The sequence below is a fragment of the Corynebacterium aurimucosum ATCC 700975 genome (assembly GCF_000022905.1).
Lineage (GTDB): Bacteria > Actinomycetota > Actinomycetes > Mycobacteriales > Mycobacteriaceae > Corynebacterium > Corynebacterium aurimucosum_F.
In genome coordinates, this window is the sequence record NC_012590.1 from 1265516 (window position 1) to 1281764 (window position 16249).

Annotated in this window: 15 protein-coding genes and 3 tRNA genes; 7 read left to right on the forward strand and 11 right to left on the reverse strand. The window is 59.0% G+C overall.

Annotated elements, in window-relative coordinates; genetic code table 11:
• Window positions 1-53: 53 nt before the first annotated feature.
• From CAURI_RS05955 to CAURI_RS05985, 7 genes are read right to left on the reverse strand one after another with little or no spacing between them, the layout of a single operon-like run.
• Complete coding sequence (locus tag CAURI_RS05955) at window positions 54-1397, reverse strand: choice-of-anchor M domain-containing protein (protein ID WP_010186884.1); 1344 nt, start codon at window positions 1395-1397, stop codon at window positions 54-56.
• Entirely contained in the window at window positions 1394-2290 is an 897-nt protein-coding gene (locus CAURI_RS05960) for an anchored repeat-type ABC transporter permease subunit (RefSeq protein WP_010186882.1), read from the reverse strand. The genes CAURI_RS05955 and CAURI_RS05960 overlap by 4 nt, the downstream gene beginning before the upstream one ends.
• Complete coding sequence (locus tag CAURI_RS05965) at window positions 2287-3015, reverse strand: anchored repeat-type ABC transporter ATP-binding subunit (protein WP_010186881.1); 729 nt, start codon at window positions 3013-3015, stop codon at window positions 2287-2289. The genes CAURI_RS05960 and CAURI_RS05965 overlap by 4 nt, the downstream gene beginning before the upstream one ends.
• Window positions 3008-3907, reverse strand: coding sequence for a choice-of-anchor M domain-containing protein (locus CAURI_RS05970; protein WP_010186880.1), 900 nt, complete (start codon window positions 3905-3907; stop codon window positions 3008-3010). The genes CAURI_RS05965 and CAURI_RS05970 overlap by 8 nt, the downstream gene beginning before the upstream one ends.
• A complete protein-coding gene (locus tag CAURI_RS05975) occupies window positions 3900-5399 on the reverse strand; it encodes an anchored repeat ABC transporter, substrate-binding protein (protein WP_010186879.1) in 1500 nt (499 codons plus the stop codon). Before CAURI_RS05975 ends, CAURI_RS05970 begins: the two co-directional genes overlap by 8 nt.
• Entirely contained in the window at window positions 5399-6463 is a 1065-nt protein-coding gene (locus tag CAURI_RS05980) for a choice-of-anchor M domain-containing protein (RefSeq protein ID WP_236660825.1), read from the reverse strand. The genes CAURI_RS05975 and CAURI_RS05980 overlap by 1 nt, the downstream gene beginning before the upstream one ends.
• 54 nt (window positions 6464-6517) lie before the next feature.
• Window positions 6518-8887: a choice-of-anchor M domain-containing protein gene (locus tag CAURI_RS05985; RefSeq protein WP_010186876.1), complete on the reverse strand. Its 2370-nt coding sequence runs from the start codon at window positions 8885-8887 to the stop codon at window positions 6518-6520.
• A gap of 162 nt (window positions 8888-9049) precedes the next feature.
• Here CAURI_RS05985 and gltX point away from each other — a divergent pair, with 162 nt between their 5' ends.
• The 3 genes from gltX (at window position 9050) to CAURI_RS06000 (ending at window position 10927) form a co-directional block, all read left to right on the forward strand.
• The gene (gene gltX / locus CAURI_RS05990; protein WP_012715011.1) at window positions 9050-10549 is read left to right on the forward strand and encodes a glutamate--tRNA ligase; all 1500 of its coding nucleotides are present in this window, start codon (window positions 9050-9052) and stop codon (window positions 10547-10549) included.
• A gap of 174 nt (window positions 10550-10723) precedes the next feature.
• A tRNA-Gln gene (locus tag CAURI_RS05995) sits at window positions 10724-10795 on the forward strand.
• Window positions 10796-10851: 56 nt separating this feature from the next.
• Window positions 10852-10927: transfer RNA gene (locus CAURI_RS06000), tRNA-Glu, on the forward strand.
• Window positions 10928-11171: 244 nt separating this feature from the next.
• On the opposite strand, the gene CAURI_RS06005 is transcribed toward CAURI_RS06000, so the two are convergent.
• Window positions 11172-11393, reverse strand: a complete 222-nt coding sequence (locus CAURI_RS06005) for a hypothetical protein (protein ID WP_010186872.1) — start codon at window positions 11391-11393, stop codon at window positions 11172-11174.
• Window positions 11394-11647: 254 nt separating this feature from the next.
• On the opposite strand from CAURI_RS06005, the gene CAURI_RS06010 reads away from it, so the two are divergent.
• Entirely contained in the window at window positions 11648-12283 is a 636-nt protein-coding gene (locus CAURI_RS06010; RefSeq protein WP_010186870.1) for a hypothetical protein, read from the forward strand.
• A 502-nt stretch (window positions 12284-12785) separates the two neighbouring features.
• Window positions 12786-12935 (forward strand): hypothetical protein, encoded by a 150-nt coding sequence (locus CAURI_RS13780; RefSeq protein ID WP_012715013.1) that lies wholly within the window; start codon window positions 12786-12788, stop codon window positions 12933-12935.
• A 42-nt stretch (window positions 12936-12977) separates the two neighbouring features.
• Here the strand turns inward: CAURI_RS13780 and CAURI_RS06015 are convergent, their stop codons facing one another.
• A complete protein-coding gene (locus CAURI_RS06015; protein ID WP_010186867.1) occupies window positions 12978-13307 on the reverse strand; it encodes a helix-turn-helix domain-containing protein in 330 nt (109 codons plus the stop codon).
• Window positions 13308-14017: 710 nt separating this feature from the next.
• Here CAURI_RS06015 and CAURI_RS06020 point away from each other — a divergent pair.
• Window positions 14018-14090: transfer RNA gene (locus CAURI_RS06020), tRNA-Glu, on the forward strand.
• A 75-nt stretch (window positions 14091-14165) separates the two neighbouring features.
• On the opposite strand, the gene CAURI_RS06025 is transcribed toward CAURI_RS06020, so the two are convergent.
• Together CAURI_RS06025 and CAURI_RS13600 are read right to left on the reverse strand one after the other, a co-directional pair.
• The gene (locus CAURI_RS06025; RefSeq protein ID WP_012715014.1) at window positions 14166-14873 is read right to left on the reverse strand and encodes a hypothetical protein; all 708 of its coding nucleotides are present in this window, start codon (window positions 14871-14873) and stop codon (window positions 14166-14168) included.
• A 113-nt stretch (window positions 14874-14986) separates the two neighbouring features.
• Complete coding sequence (locus CAURI_RS13600) at window positions 14987-15277, reverse strand: hypothetical protein (RefSeq protein WP_012715015.1); 291 nt, start codon at window positions 15275-15277, stop codon at window positions 14987-14989.
• 167 nt (window positions 15278-15444) lie between these two features.
• Here CAURI_RS13600 and CAURI_RS06035 point away from each other — a divergent pair, with 167 nt between their 5' ends.
• Window positions 15445-16248, forward strand: coding sequence for a chymotrypsin family serine protease (locus CAURI_RS06035; protein ID WP_010186859.1), 804 nt, complete (start codon window positions 15445-15447; stop codon window positions 16246-16248).
• Window position 16249: the final 1 nt, after the last annotated feature.

A 16249-nucleotide genomic window follows, 5' to 3' on the forward strand; every position in this document is an offset into this window, starting at 1 on the left:
CTAGCGCCGAAACCAGATCCCCCTCCTTGCAGGCTGTGCGCATGGCCATAGTGCTAGTCGCGCTTGCGCGGACGGAAGAATTGCACGGCGATGAAAAGCCCAATTCCGAGCAGTAGGGCCAGGGATCCCATGCCCGCCAGAAAGCCCGCCCAGAAGCCCACCATCGGGGCTCCATAGCTCATAGCCTGGATGTTTTCGCCGTCAGCATACTGTTCCGGCGCATCAGATGTCGGGCGTTGTGCCGCTGCTTCTTTCCTGGCATTCCTTTCGCGATTGGACGCGGCGCTGCGCGTTGAGTCCTTGGCGTCGGCGGCAGACGAGCTGCGCGGCGTCCCACGCTGTGCTGAATCTCTCTGTCCTTGTGCAGTGTGGGCTGTAGCGTTGGGCGCCGGACTACGGCCTTGTGCGGTCGCAGAGTTGGCAGCGGTTGGCTCTTTCGACCCTGTTTCTTTCTGCGGCTTCGTTTCCTTCCGCGCGCTGGCCCGCGTGGAGCGCTCTGTGTTCTTTTCCTCCTTCGCATTCTTCGCATCGGAGGGTTTTCCGCCTTTGAAGAAGGTATCGGCCTCTTTGAAGGTCTTGTCCATTGTCTTATCTAACTGTGCAATGGCCTTGGATGTATCGTTGATGTCCTTAGCCAGCTGCTGGGGGCGGTTCTTCGGGCTTCCCGAGCCACCGCTGCCACCTTCGCCCGAGCCCCACTTCAGCTGGCAAAGCTCTGAGGTATCCGCGCCACCGACTAGGAAAGGCACATCAATAGAGTGCTCGGAACCATCGTTGAGGGTGAAGGTAAAAGTGGCAGCATAAGCACCCGGCTCGCTAAAGATGATCCCGGTGTGGCTGTGGAAGTGATCAGGGTAGTCCCACGTGATATCTGGGTTTTCGGAGTCAAAGAGCACGGTGGGGTCAGCACCCAAGGAGTTCTGAAAGCCCACCATGCGTCCGCCTTCTGGGCCGCTGTGTAGCGTCAAGGATAAAGTGGCATCGGCCGCAGTGGCCTCATCGAGGTAGCTGGTGTTGAAGCCCAACCAAGGGATATTCGGATCTTGGGTTTGGGGGATTTGCCAACCGCTCGATGGAATATCGCTCCCCGCTGATTCATCGAAAGCGGCGTTGCTACCCACTTCTACGTAGAACTCCCCGGAGGCATAGTCCTTACCGGATTCATCATCGCGGGCTATGAAGGACAGGGCCCCGGAGTCACCGACCAAAGCGAGGTCTTGGTGCCCGCGGCTGAAGGCGTGTAGGGAGTCAGCATCACAGGAAGTGTCGCTCGCCTGCTCGGCGGCGATGGCGGGCGGTGCAGTGAGAATCAGCGTCGGGGAGCTGAGCGCTAGAGCAGCGGCTGCAGTCAAGGCGAGGGGACGGTAGTTTATGCGTGTCATTGAGAGAATGTTCATGCGGACAAGGTCTCCTTTGGGGTGTGTGATGTTGAGGTGGATGCGGAAGCGCGGCGGGAGTGCACAAGAGGGGAGAGCACCCACGCCACGAGGAAGCAGGCGGTGAGGAGCAGAACGATGGTGGCACCGGCGGGCAGGTCGATGGCCCATGCCAGGTAGATTCCGAAGAAGCTACCCATGGAGCCAATCGCCGCAGCTGCGATCATCATCGAGCCCAGCGAGTCACAGAGCAGGCGGGCAGTCGCGGCCGGGGTGATAAGCAGAGCGAGGACGAGAACGTTGCCGATGGTGCCCACGGAGATAACTACTGCGCCCGTAACACAGAGGTAGAGCACGATGTCCAGAGCAAAGACGGGAAGACCCATCGCGCGGGCGGTTTCCTTGTCCAAGCACGTAGCGGTGAGCTGGGGGCCAAGGAGAAGAACTGTGGCCACGATGAGCACCGTGACGGTGAACGCGGTGTAGAGGTCCGCGCGGGAGACACCCGTGAGCGAGCCGAAGAGAAAGCTGGTGAGCGAGGCTGTATAGCCGTCTACCCGGGAGATGATCACCATGCCGAGGGCGAAGGCGGCGGCGAAGAAGATTCCGATAACGGAATCCTCGCGCACCGTGCGCCGCTGTGAGAAGCACGCGATGAGCACCGCCACGGTGCAGCCCGCCACGGCGCCGCCCAGTAACACTGAGCCCTGGAGCACGAAGGCAATGGCCAGCCCGGGGAAGACCGCGTGGGAAACAGCATCACCGATGAAAGACATGCCGCGCAGCACGACGTAGCATCCCACCACGCCGCACACGATGGCAGCGAGGATGGAAATTCCCACCGCGCGCGCCAGGAAGTCCAAGTGTGGGTTGGTGAGATCCTGGAAAAACTCGATGAGTGAAATGTCGATCATGCTGCCACCCCAATCGCAGAAAGCAGCGGAGAAGAAGCTGAGACCCCGAACGTGTCGCTCCAGGGCTGCGAGTTCATACGCAGCGTTTCCGCTGGACCATCTGCGATGATTCCCCGGTTAAATAGCACGAGCCGCGAGCAGGAATGTGCGGCCTCTGAGAGATTGTGCGTGGACATGACAACACTCGTGCCATCGGCGGTGAGCTTGTCAAAAAGAAGCAGGAGCTCTTCGGTGTTGGGGGCGTCGAGGCCGGTGAATGGTTCGTCGAGAAGCAGCACCTCAGGCTCGCAGGCTAAGGCCCGAGCAATGAGTACACGCTGACGTTGGCCACCCGAAAGTTGTGCGATGGGACGCCGTGCGAATTCTTCTAGGTTGGTCAGTTCGATGGCGCGGCGGGCGGCCTCCTTATCGGCACGTCCCGCACGGCGGAACCAGCCCACAAGCCCGGTGCGTCCGCTGAGCACAGCCTTGGACACGCTGATGGGGAAGTCCCACTCCACGTCGTGACGCTGTGGAACATAACCCAGGGAAGTGGTGACATCGATGCTCCCGGTGAAGGGGATAAGCCCCAAGATCGCACGCATCAGCGTGGTTTTGCCCGCCCCGTTCGGTCCTAGCAGCCCGATGAACTCGCCAGGGCGAACAGTCAGGTTAGCAGCGTCGATGACGCGACGGCCGGAGAGGGAAACGGAGAGGTCTGTGACTGAAATGAAAGGACTAGTCACGCTGGCCACCTTTCGCACGCACGACGGCGATGATGGCACCGATAAGGACTAGGACGCCCACGCCGGCCAGCGCCCAGATCCATACCGGCACGGATGCCGATGCAGAAGCTGAATCGGCAGAGGAATCAGCGTTCGGATCCCATTCTGTTGCCTGAGCTTGTGCGACATCCGTGTCATCGCCTACAGCAAAGGTCAACGTAGCCTCAGCGGCGACCTCGGTTCCGGCGCTGTCACCCGCACCTTCACCGCTCATGCGGACCCGCACCTGGTGGATGCCGGGCTCGGTGAACACCCAATTGGCGTGGGTATGCGTGCCCAAGTCGACCCAGAAGCCTTCTGAGTCCCCGGTGGCGGTGGACCATAGCAACTGGGGTTCTTCGAAGCCGCCGTTCTGCAGGAAGAGGGAGAATTCACCCGGGCCTTGGTGTCCCAGGAACTCCATAGTTACTCCTCTCTCAACGTTCTCCTCGAGGGAAGGAGCCTGGGTATTCCAACCTAGCCACGGCACATCAGCCTGTTCCGTTTGTGGAACGACCCATACTTGCGAACCGGGCTCGGCACCGACGAAGGAGAAGGCCTTGTCCTCAGGCAGGGTTAACAGGGCGTTGTCGCCCACCTGGAATACCACATCGTCGGGTTGACGCCACACGGGGGTTTCAGCTGAATCATCACGAGCGAGGAATTCTGCTTGCCCTTCATTAAGCAGCAGGCCCAGGTCGACGTGACCGTGATCGATAGCGGCAGCAGTGCCTGGTGCCGCCACTTCTTCGTCAGAGCTGACAACCTGTGCCAGATCCCCGGCCCAGGCGGCAGAGGGTGCAAAGGCCAGCGCCGCGGCGCTCAGTGCTGCCGCAAGCGGCATAGTGAAAATTCGGAGGGTGCGATTAGACATGAGATTCCTTTGTTGTGCTGCCAAGGCAGCGGTTGAGTGAGTGTGCGTTGAAACGCATGAGACCGAGATACGTCGGTACGGCGTCATCGAGGGTGTCGCCGTAAATGGGACAGACCGCCACCCCGAGGGAATCGGCGGCTTCCCTAATGACGTCTGCGCTGGCTTGTTGGGTCGGTTCCACGAACACCGCGGGAAGCTGGAGGTTCTCCAAGGTGCGACGCAGCGCGATGACATCGCGCGGCGAGGGCTCGATGGCCGGGTTGGGGCTAACGAAGCCCGCGATATCAATGCCATAGCCTTGCTCCAGGTAGGCGTAGCCGTGGTGAGGTGTAACGAGGTGGCGGTTGCGCTCAGGAATGGCAGAGATGAGCTGACGAACCTCTGCATCGACGTCCCGCAGTTGTGCGATGTAGTCCTGTGCGCGGGCACGGTAGGCCGCGCCGTGCGAGGGATCTGTTTGCGCAAGTTGCTCAGCGATGACCTCAGTAAAGCTGATGACATTGGCGGCGTTATGCCACAGGTGTGGGTCTACTTCGCCGTGAATGTGCTTGCCCAAGACAGCTTGGGGCAGGAGATAGGTCTCATCACCGGGCCGGCCCAAGAAACGGTAGGAGGGATCCGGCGGTATCTGCTGCAGAGCGGAATTCGGGATACTGAGCACCGTGGTGTTTGGATCAAAACTCTCGCCCTGATCCTCCAAGTCGAGTTTTCCTGTAGCCATATCCGCGGTGATGTCTACGTGACCTGCATCGAGCGCGCGCATTCCCGCGGGGGTGCTAACGCCCACCGCCACCGTGAATTCCTGCGGGGAGCTGTCGGTAGCACCAAAGCTCAGCCGATAAATGCCGGGCTTGTTGAAAGTCCAGGAGACGTGCGTGTGGGCATTAGCCGGCAGCGTCGTGGAATCGTTGTGCTGGTCAATCCCGTCTGCGCTGTTAAAGAGCGGCTCAGGCGTACCGAACGTTGAGACCACGTAGGCCGCGACATCGCCGGGTCCTTCCACATCGAGCAGGCGCATGTCGACGCTCGTGGTACCTGGGGCTGCGTTGCGCACACGCAATCCCAACCACACTGCATCGAGGGCAACGTTTTCTACCAAAGGGACGAGCTTCGCGCCGCGTGTGGATGCTTGGTCCGCCACTTCGGTGACGGGCACATCCGAGGACTCCCGCAAGGACTTCAGCAGGTTCTGCGGCTCGAGGAGAAAACCATTAGACAGCAATACGTCGGCGTTGGCGATATCGCGTACCGAGCGCAGGCTCGGCTCAAAGGTATGTGGATCCTTTCCCGCAGGAATCAGCGTGGTCACTGTGGCATCCTCACCGGCTACGTGCTTGGCGACGTCCCCCAGTATCGGCGTCGTCGCCACCACCTTCACCTTCCCATCGTCTCCGCTGGCGGAGCTTGCGCAGCCACTCAACATGGATGCGCCGAGAAAGATGGCGGAAAGGAGCGCGGTGTACTGCGTCCGAGTGCGAACCTTCCGTGGCATTAGTCGCGGCCCTTCATGAGCGCGAGGCGTGCTAGCGCCAACCCCAGAACGAGCATGCCCAGGCCGAGGATTCCGATTCCCCACGGCAGCAGGTTTTGCCCGCTGTCGTAGTAGCCGGCCGCAGCGACGGTGTCCACATTCTCCCCGTCCGCGGCCCCGGTGGAGCGGTGAGAAGGCTTGCGCTCTTTCCTTTCTCCGCGCTCTTTACGCTCCTTGCTGCTTGCCTGTTGCTTCGCGTTCCTGGTTCCGGCTGCGCGGGTACCCCCGCCAGCGTTTCCACCTCCCGAACGTGTTCCCGAGGCCGAGGATGCCGGTTGCTCAGGGGAGGCGTCGCCCAGCTCTGCCTCGTGGTGCTCTTCGGTACCGTCATCACCATTATCGGTGGCGGGTTCCTCGTCCCCGGACTCCTGCGGCGCGGCGTCACCATCTCCGACATCCCAGGTATAGGTGACCTGATTACTCGTATCGCCGTTGGATTCCGCCTGGACAGTCATGGTGTAGATACCCGGTTCACTAAAAGCCCAGTTGACGTGGCGATGCGCCGGGTAAGCCTGGTTGATGACATCACCAGAAACGAGGTCGAGCTCACCAGCATTGGTAACCGGTTGGATATCGCCGAAGCCTGCCGTTTCAAAGATAAAGATGTCACCAGGGCCGGTGACCTCGACGAATTCGAAGTTGACGTCTTTGTAGCCAGCCGATTGTGCCGCTTGGGTATCCCAACCCGGCCAGAGCAGCGAGCTGTCCTGGGTTTGGGGAAGGTAATACGTGGGCATAGCAATGCCGTCGATGCGCTCGGTCGCCTCGCTCCAAGCTTTTTCTGCGACTTTGAGGATGACATCGTTGCCGGGCCGGACGACGCCACTGCCGGTGACGTCCTCCTTCATCGACAAAGTCAGCTGACCGCCCGGTGCGGAGACATAAAAAGCATCAACGTGTCCGGATTCGATGAGCTCGCTATCCGCTCGCGCCGCAGCCGGCGAGCCAAGGACGGCCACAAACAATGCCGCGACAATGGTGAACACGGCGGCGCTGGCTTTTAGCAGTGCACTGTTCTGGCGCACGTTCAGGCCCTGAGCAGCGCGTGATGGTGTGGAGTGCAATCCAGTGTGTCCTTTCTAGCGGGGAAGCAGGCCAGTGAACCGCGCAGCGATTTGGTCGCGGTGATCGTTGTAGAAGTTGAGGAAACCTTGGAAGATGATGGCCAAGACAACCGGGAGTACGAGCCCCCACAGGCCCTCGAGTTTGGGCAGAGAGGACGTCTTGTCCTTCTGGCCACCAGGCTGGTTATCGCCTGGTTTCTTATCGCCTGGCTTATCTCCGGGCTTTTCATTACCTGGCTTGGGGGTGTCTTCGCCTTCCTTTCCTTCCTTTGATTTCACACAGTCTTTGATTGCTGCATCGCCCGCTGCGACGGTGAGCGTTTGGGGCGCAGAGGAGATGTCCTTGCCCTCTGTGGTGGTGGCCGAATAGGTGACTTCGAGCTTGTAGATGCCCGGCTTGGTAAACGCCCAATTGGTGTGGGTGTGCGAAGCAAAAGTGGTCTCGATGGAGTAGTCACCCTCGGCGGAATTGATCAACTGGGTGAAAACGTTGCCAAAGCCTTCGGTAGTAAAAAGGCCTACCTGCGCACCCTCTGGCATCTCCACGGGCTTGATGTTGAGCGTGACTTTGCCGTCTTTATAGTCCTTGTAGTTGAGGGCCTGGGTGTTATAGCCCGGCCAGATGATGCTTTGCTCCTGGGTCTGCGGGAGGAGGAAGAACTTTTCCTTGCCTAGGTAATCGAAGTCCTTGCCCTTAAGCGCGGCGGGGCGGGAGCGCAGGGCGTTGTCGTGCACCGCGAGGACGACGTCATCGAGCGGGCGCTCGACGGTCTTCTTGTCCACGAGGGCCGTTTCATCCTTCAAGCGGGTGAGGAACTCATCGCCGTCACGGGTAACCGCAATGTCGACGTGGCCGCGGTCAAGCACTACCTTGTCAGCACAGGTACCAGTGTGTTCTCCCGCGTCTGGTTTGGGAGGGTTATCTGGGGCTGGCGCAGGAGCCTGGGCCCCAGCGCCAAGTTTGCCCACACCCTCGTATTTTTGGCCGAAGGCGAAATTGTCGGTCAGCGTGATGCTGCCGGACTCTTGCGTGATGCTCGGGTGCGGAAGAATATCCAGGCGCACGGTATTGCCGTTGAAGTTTGCATCGGCGCCGACGACAAATTCGGCGCGGCCGCGGGTGATCGTTCCGTCGAATCCGATGTCCGGAAGCGAGCTTCCCTTGCTAAAGAAGCCGCCATGCACGTAGCCTTCCAGGTTCTTATCGGCTGCCTCCAGGATGATGCGGGTGGCGTCTTCGCCCTCCGGAACAACACGCGCGGACAGTCCCGTGTCAGATAGCGAAACCTCTTCTCCGGAGAAGAGCTGGCGGGGGTTTGTGGTCTCGGTCCAGGACTCCGCGGAGGTCTTCGAGGTGGTGGAAAGCTCAGCGTTCTCAGAGTAGGCAAGCTCCTCGCTCACCCAGCGCGGGCTGCCGTCCTCCGGGGTGTACACAGCTTGGATTGTTGAGTCCTCGGGCCCTAAGAATTCATCGAAGTGTGCCTTGCCATTTTTCACGGCTAGATCGGTGAGGAAGTAGCCGTCGATCAGCAGCGTAAGCGTGCCGTCGCTGCCGCCGGAGAAATCGATGGAGGAAAGGCGCTCATCCCCGTCCTTGTCTCCGGTTTTCTTGGGCGTGATGCTCAGGCGGTAATCCTTCTGGCTGGCATCGCCCGTGGAGGCCTGGTCAAAGCGCTCTTTGAGGGAAGGCGTTTTCTCATCAGCGGGACGCTGCCCGCCGACTTGGATCGAGGTGGTCGTGGGCTTGGAGGTAATCAACGAGCCATCCTTGCCCCGCGCGCTCGTTTGATAGGTGAGCTCATAGCGTCCAGGCTTGGAAAAGACGGTGTAGTTGTGGGTATGCGTGCCGCTGGTCAGCCATGCGGAATGCGGAGCGCCCTCGGTGGTTCCGAAGAAACGCTGCAGGCCGCCGGGTCCGGGGTAATAGCCAAACATCTCGACATCGCCGGGGCCGTCAACGCTTAAGAGGTCCAGGGAAGCGATGTTGTCGCGGAAGTCGTCGACAGGCAGCTCTGTGTCCGCGCCGAAGCCCATCCACACCGGGTCCAAGCTGCCTTGGACACTGGCAGGCGCCATGTAATACGTCTCGCCCGGCTTTCCCACAAAAGCGAGCGCGGGGTCCTCAGGCACTGTGAACTGGTATTGGTTGGTGCCGTTCTGGTTCCAGCCTTTACCTACCCAGGTGACTGTATCGGCTAGGTCGTGGTCGGAGCTTGCAGAATGGCTCTTGAGGTTGAGAGCATTGCCCTCCCAGAAAGCCTTGGGGGAATCAATATGTGTCTGAGTGGCTACGTGTTTGCCGTCGTCAGGACCAGCGACGGCGGTAGCGGGGGAGAAGAGAAGCGTGGCGCAGGTTAAAAGCGCCACATAGCGAGTTCGAGCCACAGTCTGGGACCTTTCTTCAGTTCTTTGGCGAGAGTTTCACTATAGGTAATGGAATTCAGTCCCGTTAAGCTTGAATAGAAAGCCCAGTTCACGCGTAGTGGAAACAGGGTTCAATTACCCCCAAGTGGGGCGGGCGGTGCGGCGATGCCGCGCTGAACTACGATGGGGGACATGACTAAACCGACATCCGACGTCCGCGTCCGTTTCTGCCCCTCGCCTACCGGCACGCCCCATGTGGGCATGGTCCGCACGGCTTTGTTCAACTGGGCCTATGCCCGTCACACTGGCGGTACGCTCATCTTCCGTATCGAGGACACCGATGCTGCCCGTGATTCTGAGGAGTCCTACCAGGCCATCATTGACTCCCTGAACTGGCTCGGGCTGGGCTGGGATGAAGGAGTTAACGTCGGCGGCCCGGATGAGCCTTACCGTCAGTCGCAGCGCATGGATATCTACGCAGATGTCCTGCAGAAGCTCAAGGATGGCGGCTATGTCTATCCGGCTTACTCCACCAACGAAGAGGTTCAGGAGCGCCACAAGGCAGCTGGCCGCGACCCGCAGCTGGGCTACGACAACTTCGACCGCGACCTCACCCAGGAGCAGATAGACGCTTTCGAGGCGGAAGGCCGCAAGCCGGTCTGGCGCCTGCGCATGCCGGACAAGGATTGGTCCTGGACCGACCTGGTGCGCGGCGAGATGACCTTCAAGTCGGAGACCCAGCCGGACTACGTCGTGGCGCGCTCGAACGGTGCGCCGCTCTACACCCTGGTTAACCCGGTCGACGATGCCCTCATGGGAGTTACTCACGTCCTGCGTGGTGAAGACCTCCTGTCTTCCACGCCGCGCCAGCTGGCCCTTTATGAGGTGCTCGTGGAGCTCGGTATTGCCAAGAAGACGCCTGAGTTTGGTCACCTGCCCTTCGTGATGGGTGAGGGGAACAAGAAGCTGTCCAAGCGTGACCCGCAGTCCAACCTGTTCAATCACCGCGACAACGGCATCATCCCGGAGGGAATGCTCAACTACCTGTCGCTGTTGGGCTGGTCCCTGTCCGCGGACCAGGACGTCTTCTCCGTTGACGAGCTCATCGCTAACTTCGATGTCCACGACGTGTTGGGCAACCCGGCTCGCTTCGACCAGAAGAAGCTCGAGGCCATCAATGCCGACCACATCCGCCTGCTTAAGCCAGAGGACTTTGCTCAGCGCCTGCGCGACTACCTCACCGAGTACACCGACTTCCCGGCTGACTATCCGGAAGAGAAGTTCGCTTTCGCCGCAGATCTGGTGCAGACCCGCATTAAGACGCTGTCCGACGCCTACGGACTTATGTCCTTCTTGACCACGCCGGACGCTGAGCTGGAGCTGGACGAGAAGGCGGCCCGGAAGAACCTCAAGGAGGAGGCGGTGCAGCCTCTGGAGGTTTCCATTGCCAAGCTGGAAGAGCTGGGAGAGTGGAAGACCGACGAGATTGAGAAGGTTCTCTCCGCCGCGCTTATCGACGACCTCGGCCTCAAGCCCCGCAAGGCCTACGGCGCCCTGCGTGTAGCTATCTCTGGTCAGCAGGTTTCCCCGCCGCTGTTTGAGTCCATGGAGCTGCTGGGCAAGGAGTCCACGCTGACCCGACTCAAGGCTGCGCAGGCGCTCACGCCGTGGAGCGCTGAGTAGATCCATTATGTAGTCTCACATGGCTGTCATTTCGGGGCGTTAGGCTTCATTCCTAACGCCCCGAAAATATATCCTGACCTGGCGATTTGTGTGTATCGGTAGCGCTGGATATAGTAATAAACCGTTGCAGCGAGCGGCGAGGAGTTAAAGCCCCGAGCTAGTTCGAAGCGATAATGGCCTATGGTGTAATTGGCAACACAACGGTTTCTGGTACCGTCATTCTAGGTTCGAGTCCTGGTAGGCCAGCAGTGATAACTGCGCAAAGCATTCCGGTGCGTTGCGGTCAGTGGTCACAGTTCTAAGCCCCGTTCGTCTAGCGGCCTAGGACGCCGGCCTCTCACGCCGGTAACACGGGTTCAAATCCCGTACGGGGTACCACTTTAAGAGCGGCAGCACGATGAGCTTGCCACTCTTTTTTCGTTTGATTGGCGATTCACATTCGGGGGTTAAGCCACATTCGCAGCAAAAAACGTTGAAATACGATTCACGCAATCATGACTGCAACTCCGGTGCCTAGTCATATCGTTTACCTCGAAAGGGGTACCGGTTTGGTGTTCCTGCTTAGTAATGAGCCTCCTCGAATCAGGATACTCGAGAAGGCTCTGCCACTCGGATCGGACCATCAGAGGTATTTGTGCAACCAATCTGGCATATCTGGATCATCCTTTGCCCAGGATTCCACCTCTTTCTCTTCTGTCTCCCAAACGCTTTCATCGCCGTCGAAGTACTTGAATCGGTTGCACTTGATCTTGTGGACGGTATCTCCATCAAGACGATATTCATTCCAGTAGTAGTTTTGTTTACCGTAACCCTTCCACTGGTTTGTTTTATAGATAGTTTTCATGATCATTCCTTCAAAATCAGTAACGAAGAGTCGAACATTAACCATTCTATCGGAGGCACGGCACGGCTATGGACTAGAAGAACCCTCTCCTACGCGCGGTTTGTTCTACTGTTAGAAGGCCTGAAATCTTCAACTCACCTGGAGAAAGGTCATACAGAGCTGCTAGATAATGAATTCCAATCCTTTAACTTAGGTTCTGTTGCTGGGTTAGCTCATAATAGAAGCACCATATTCCCTATCAGGAAAGGAACATTATGCCGTTGCAACAAACTGCTCTCTTGATACCTGACGTGATTGCTACCGGCCTGAAAACAGGTGAACTTATTCGTAGTGGCAGCGTAGTTCGCAACACCGCCGGACAAATTGTGAAACACCTTGCCGAAGTTCCGATAGAACCCAATACCGCCGTGAAAGCAGTAGAGGCGGTACGCGTCGCAGCAGGGCATGGCGCTGAGCTGACGCGGAAATACCCGGTTGTTGCGGGCACGATTGGCCTAACTGCTCTCGCTGCAGGGGTTACAGTGGCCGCATTGTCCGTCAGGGCCAATCGTGCCAGGAAGGCCAAGATCCAAGAGCGTGTGAACGTAGAGGATAGATTTGCGGCGGTGTCGACCGCGTGGATTAAAGCCGCTGAGGCGGGAGCGGTGACCTCTGAAATTGTTTCAGAGGTCCAAGCGGCATGGGAAGAATACGACGCATCGAATAAGGAGTGGCATACTCAGCCAAACGAACTAGCGGTGAGTCTCATGCAACTGGTCAGGACTTGGAACATCCAGAACGGTCTGAGAAAGAACTTGCCCGCTACAACCGATAGTTCCACGGACGATGTTGTTGTGGATTTTAGCGCGCATCTAGCGGCACAGCGAGAATTCCTCACCGCGACTGCGTAGATTTATGCAATGAGGCCCCACCCGAAGGACCGCCGGGGGTGTCTCGTTATATTCGTCGTGCCTTCGTTCGAGAGACAAACCGCAGCTACAGGCCATCTTCGGTCCATGCGTGCTACCAGTCGAGGCAATGAAAGGGGTCGGATTCGGACGCTACTGTGGCTTCCTTGGCTGGATCGATACACTTTGCGGTAGCCTGCGGGGCTTTGCGAAGCCCGTGAAAATTATAAGCTCGCTATCCTTGCTCTCCCCAGGTGGCTGTTCTAGGTTTCCCTCTCGCCGCGCGGGGTGGCACCAAGCTCTTGCGGTCGCGAGTACTCTGGCGCGACGCGGTTGCAGGAGCCTAACTCTAGGTTCCATGCAGGCTTGTAGTTAGGGGGTGGGCAAAGCTGCACTCCCTGCCGCGGTTTGCACAACGGACGTGGTGGCCGTGTCACGTAACTGAATCCAGCTGTCGGTCGAGGTGGAAAGTTGACGGAGAAACGGCATATAGCCCCTTTGCTTTGTGCCGACGTGGGCACCGGAGTTCTTCTATTCCGTCGATGATGTCCTTGTGGACCCGGTTCTTGCGCAGCCGCTTGGCGGCGCCCTCGTAGCGACACGGATCACAGTCCACGGCGGTGGAGATTCGCCGTATGGCGATGGCTACACGTAGTTTGCGGTCCTGTTTGAGCGCATTTCTACGTGGCGTGGCGGCCTATAGGCCTTCTACCATGGCTTTAAGCGTTTGAACGTGCTGCACGTAAGCCTGTGTGCCCGCCTCGGTAAGCGCGACCCACACGGCGTCCTTGGCGCGTGTAGAACCATACTCTCGGGTGCGGCTAATGAAGTCGTGACCTTCGAGGTGCTTTAGCTGTTTGGACAGCGTATCGGCGGGAAGCTCGCTGAATTCGGCGAGCTTGCTGTGCTTCATTTGCCGGCCTGCGGTGGCGCCGGTGGAGTAGAGCGCAGCGCAGATTCTGAGGCAGTTAATCGGGTGGATAACAGGATCCAGATCGGGGGATTGGTTGGGTGTTTCCTTAGACATTGGCGCCCTTTATGGCCGCGTTGCAGTCCTCGTAGAGCATCAAGGCGATCGTTGCTCGGTCTCATGTTGGTTAGTGTAAGACTGCTACCGATGCTGACCGCTACAAGTGCTACCGCCCACCAGCTCTGCGTCCAGGAGGTGGGTCGCTCGCACGATCTGAGTGGTCTGGTTCTACCCCATACCGGCTTGCATCTTCGGCGAGGTAACCGGGACGGCCGCAGGAGTACCAGGGGGTGAACCAGAGTCCAATTGGTCTAACTCCTACCGGTATGCCTTTTCTGGTCATACACTGCAGGTACAACGCATTCCCGACAGAAAGGAGAGCGGATGGCGGAAGCTGAAAATCATCACTATCGCCGACGCGACTCTAGCAGATAGTACTAGGCGGCATCGCCATAATCCACAACTTCTTAAAGCCAACACTCGAGCGAAGTAGGAGCCTTGCACCACATACTGTTAGCGCACGTGTCCTCCCGAACCTCTAGCGATGACTAACAAGTGCTCCGGCCCCAGCAGCCCACGGCACGCCAGCGGAATAACCACTGATTCGATCCGCGCCCAGGCCTTGAGAGCCAATGTTTCCATCGCAGCCGAAAGCGGCAACGAGGTTCGGGATTTTATCTGTGTAAAAGGTGCTTCTACGTGCCGATTTGTGCAACCTTTTGGGGATCCTATAGTGTTTAGCAAGTCCGCAACGGACAGCTAAGCGAGCCCCGTTCGTCTAGCGGCCTAGGACGCCGGCCTCTCACGCCGGTAACACGGGTTCAAATCCCGTACGGGGTACAAATAAAGAGGGCGGCAAGCAACATAGCTTGCCGCCCTCTTTCGTGATCGGGTTACGGGTTAGCGGTCTAGGGGCTAGACAATTAGGACTTCAGCGTTATTACCGCCCGTGCAGCGAATGACCTCGTGCTCATCGATGTTGCACGCCAATGAGTAGTTCTGCTGTGTGACCGAGCTGTTGACGGTTACCTGTGCGGGGATGTAGGCGCGGAGGTCGTCCTGGGAGCTTGGGGCTAAAGTCATCAAGCGGCCGGCTGTGGAGCGCGCGAAATCGCAACTAGTGTTTGCGCCGGCCATGACGAAGGCAATGTTATAGCCATCGCCCATCTGGCACACCGTGGCGGGCGTGCCGTGAACGTTGACTGCTGCACCGTTGGCCTCGCCTTGGGGAAGCTGTCCGGAAAGGCTGTTGTAGGTGGCCATCTTTGAATCCTGCGCGGTCTGGTGTTGGCCTGCGCCTGGTTGGGCTCCTTGCACTCCCTGCGCTTGAGTATCCGGCTGTTGAGCCTGGCCCGCAGGCTGATCGGTTGCGGTGTCCGGCAAAGTTGGCTCGGGGCCGGCCGGGGCTCCTTCGTCGGCGGAGTCGGGAACGTGAAGTTCAGCGTCATCATTGAGCGGCTGAAAAGCCGGGTATGTGTTCTCGAAAGTTGGTTCACCCGATACTTCGCCCGGGGTTGACGGTGCTGCCATGTCGGCCGACGTGGAGCATCCAACCGTTAAAAAACCAACGGCGGCTATGGCTGCAAAAGCTGCGACGGGACGGAGGGAGCGCGTGGAAGTCATAAGACCCACCCTAACGGGATGTGCCGAGATGCGCTGGGGAAAACGGGGAGAGCTGCCCAGGCCGGCATCGTAGACGCGGGCTAGGCAGCTCACAAACGGAATCCGGAGCGCTCTTAGTGGCAATCCCAGTGGCCATCATGCGCTGCGTGGCGGTGGCCATCGTGCAGGTAGTCCACGTGATCGCCGTGAGGGATAGCTACGTGGCCGCAGCCCTCGCCGTGCTCGTGATCGTGGTCCTCGTGAACGGTGTGCTCGGATGCCTCGCACTCGTCCCAGTGGCCTTCATGCTCGCGGTGGATGTGGCCATCGTGGACGTAGTCAGTGTGATCGCCGTGCGGGAATGCGACGTGGCCGCAGCCTTCGCCGTGGGTGTGCGTGTGCTCGTCGTGAATTGAGTGGGTCATGATTCCTCCTTGAAAGTCCGGGGATTTTCAATCAATTTTCAGTAGCTGACACTGCCAGTAAAGCGTGTTTTCAATTTAGTTTCAATAGTGGGGGTACGTGGGGGTGTTAGCAGAGTGACGTGTGAGGCGCGAGGTGCATGTGGGGTGAAAAAGGCTAAAGTGAAAGCATGATGAAAAAGTCTCCTCAGCGTCTCCTCTCGCGTTTTGTTTCCGGTTTTGGTTCCGTGGTTGGCGCGTGCTCGCTAGCTATTGCTCTTGCTACCCCTGCAACGGCTGTCGAGGGCGTGCCGGTGAGGCAAGGGCAGAAGGTTGCTGCTGCTGATGGCACCTTGTGCAGTGTCGGTTATGTTGAGGCTAGTCGGGCCTGGACCTCGGCCCACTGCGGTCTCAATGGGGAGCAGATGTACAACGAAGCGGGCCAGCACGTAGGGACCTTGCGTTGGTTCAAGCCTTCCGGGGCGGCAGGACATGACTTGGCCTATATACAGTTCGCCGGCGGAACGTACTCGGCGGGAAACCCCCTCACTGGGGATGGCATGGCGCCGGTTCCGGGTGAAGGCGCAACTGTGTGTTTCGACGGGCAGTCTGCGTCCCGGCAGTGTGGTACTGCTGTCCGTGGGCCGGGCATCTTCCCGGGGATGAACTATGCGGTCGACGTGTCGCTGGCTCCGGGGGATAGTGGCGGGGCGGTCTCTGTTCCGGATCAGCCGGGCGTGGTGGGCATTTACCAGGGGATTACCCAGACCAACCGGGAAGGCCGGACTGTGACTTTCTCAAACTATGCACGGATGCCACATGCGGATGAACTGGCGCGCCTGCCGCACCAAGGTTGGGTACCGCGACGTCCCAACCGGGAACCAGGCAACCCAGTCCGGGTGGTGCAGGAAAAGGGTGAGGCGTTGTCCTCCACAAGTAGCGCGGGTCCAGAAGGGCTGCGTGGCCTCGCAATGTATTTTGGTTTGAGTATTTAGA

What these genes read in the sequence shown, in the direction of transcription:
- CAURI_RS06035 (WP_010186859.1), top strand. Translation starts at nt 15,445, where the DNA reads ATGATGAAAAAGTCTCCTCAGCGTCTCCTCTCGCGTTTTGTTTCCGGT.
- CAURI_RS05975 (WP_010186879.1), bottom strand. Translation starts at nt 5,399, where the DNA reads ATGCCACGGAAGGTTCGCACTCGGACGCAGTACACCGCGCTCCTTTCC.
- gltX (WP_012715011.1), top strand. Translation starts at nt 9,050, where the DNA reads ATGGGGGACATGACTAAACCGACATCCGACGTCCGCGTCCGTTTCTGC.
- CAURI_RS05955 (WP_010186884.1), bottom strand. Translation starts at nt 1,397, where the DNA reads ATGAACATTCTCTCAATGACACGCATAAACTACCGTCCCCTCGCCTTG.
- CAURI_RS05970 (WP_010186880.1), bottom strand. Translation starts at nt 3,907, where the DNA reads ATGTCTAATCGCACCCTCCGAATTTTCACTATGCCGCTTGCGGCAGCA.
- CAURI_RS06015 (WP_010186867.1), bottom strand. Translation starts at nt 13,307, where the DNA reads ATGTCTAAGGAAACACCCAACCAATCCCCCGATCTGGATCCTGTTATC.
- CAURI_RS05960 (WP_010186882.1), bottom strand. Translation starts at nt 2,290, where the DNA reads ATGATCGACATTTCACTCATCGAGTTTTTCCAGGATCTCACCAACCCA.
- CAURI_RS06010 (WP_010186870.1), top strand. Translation starts at nt 11,648, where the DNA reads ATGCCGTTGCAACAAACTGCTCTCTTGATACCTGACGTGATTGCTACC.
- CAURI_RS06025 (WP_012715014.1), bottom strand. Translation starts at nt 14,873, where the DNA reads ATGACTTCCACGCGCTCCCTCCGTCCCGTCGCAGCTTTTGCAGCCATA.
- CAURI_RS06005 (WP_010186872.1), bottom strand. Translation starts at nt 11,393, where the DNA reads ATGAAAACTATCTATAAAACAAACCAGTGGAAGGGTTACGGTAAACAA.
- CAURI_RS13600 (WP_012715015.1), bottom strand. Translation starts at nt 15,277, where the DNA reads ATGACCCACTCAATTCACGACGAGCACACGCACACCCACGGCGAAGGC.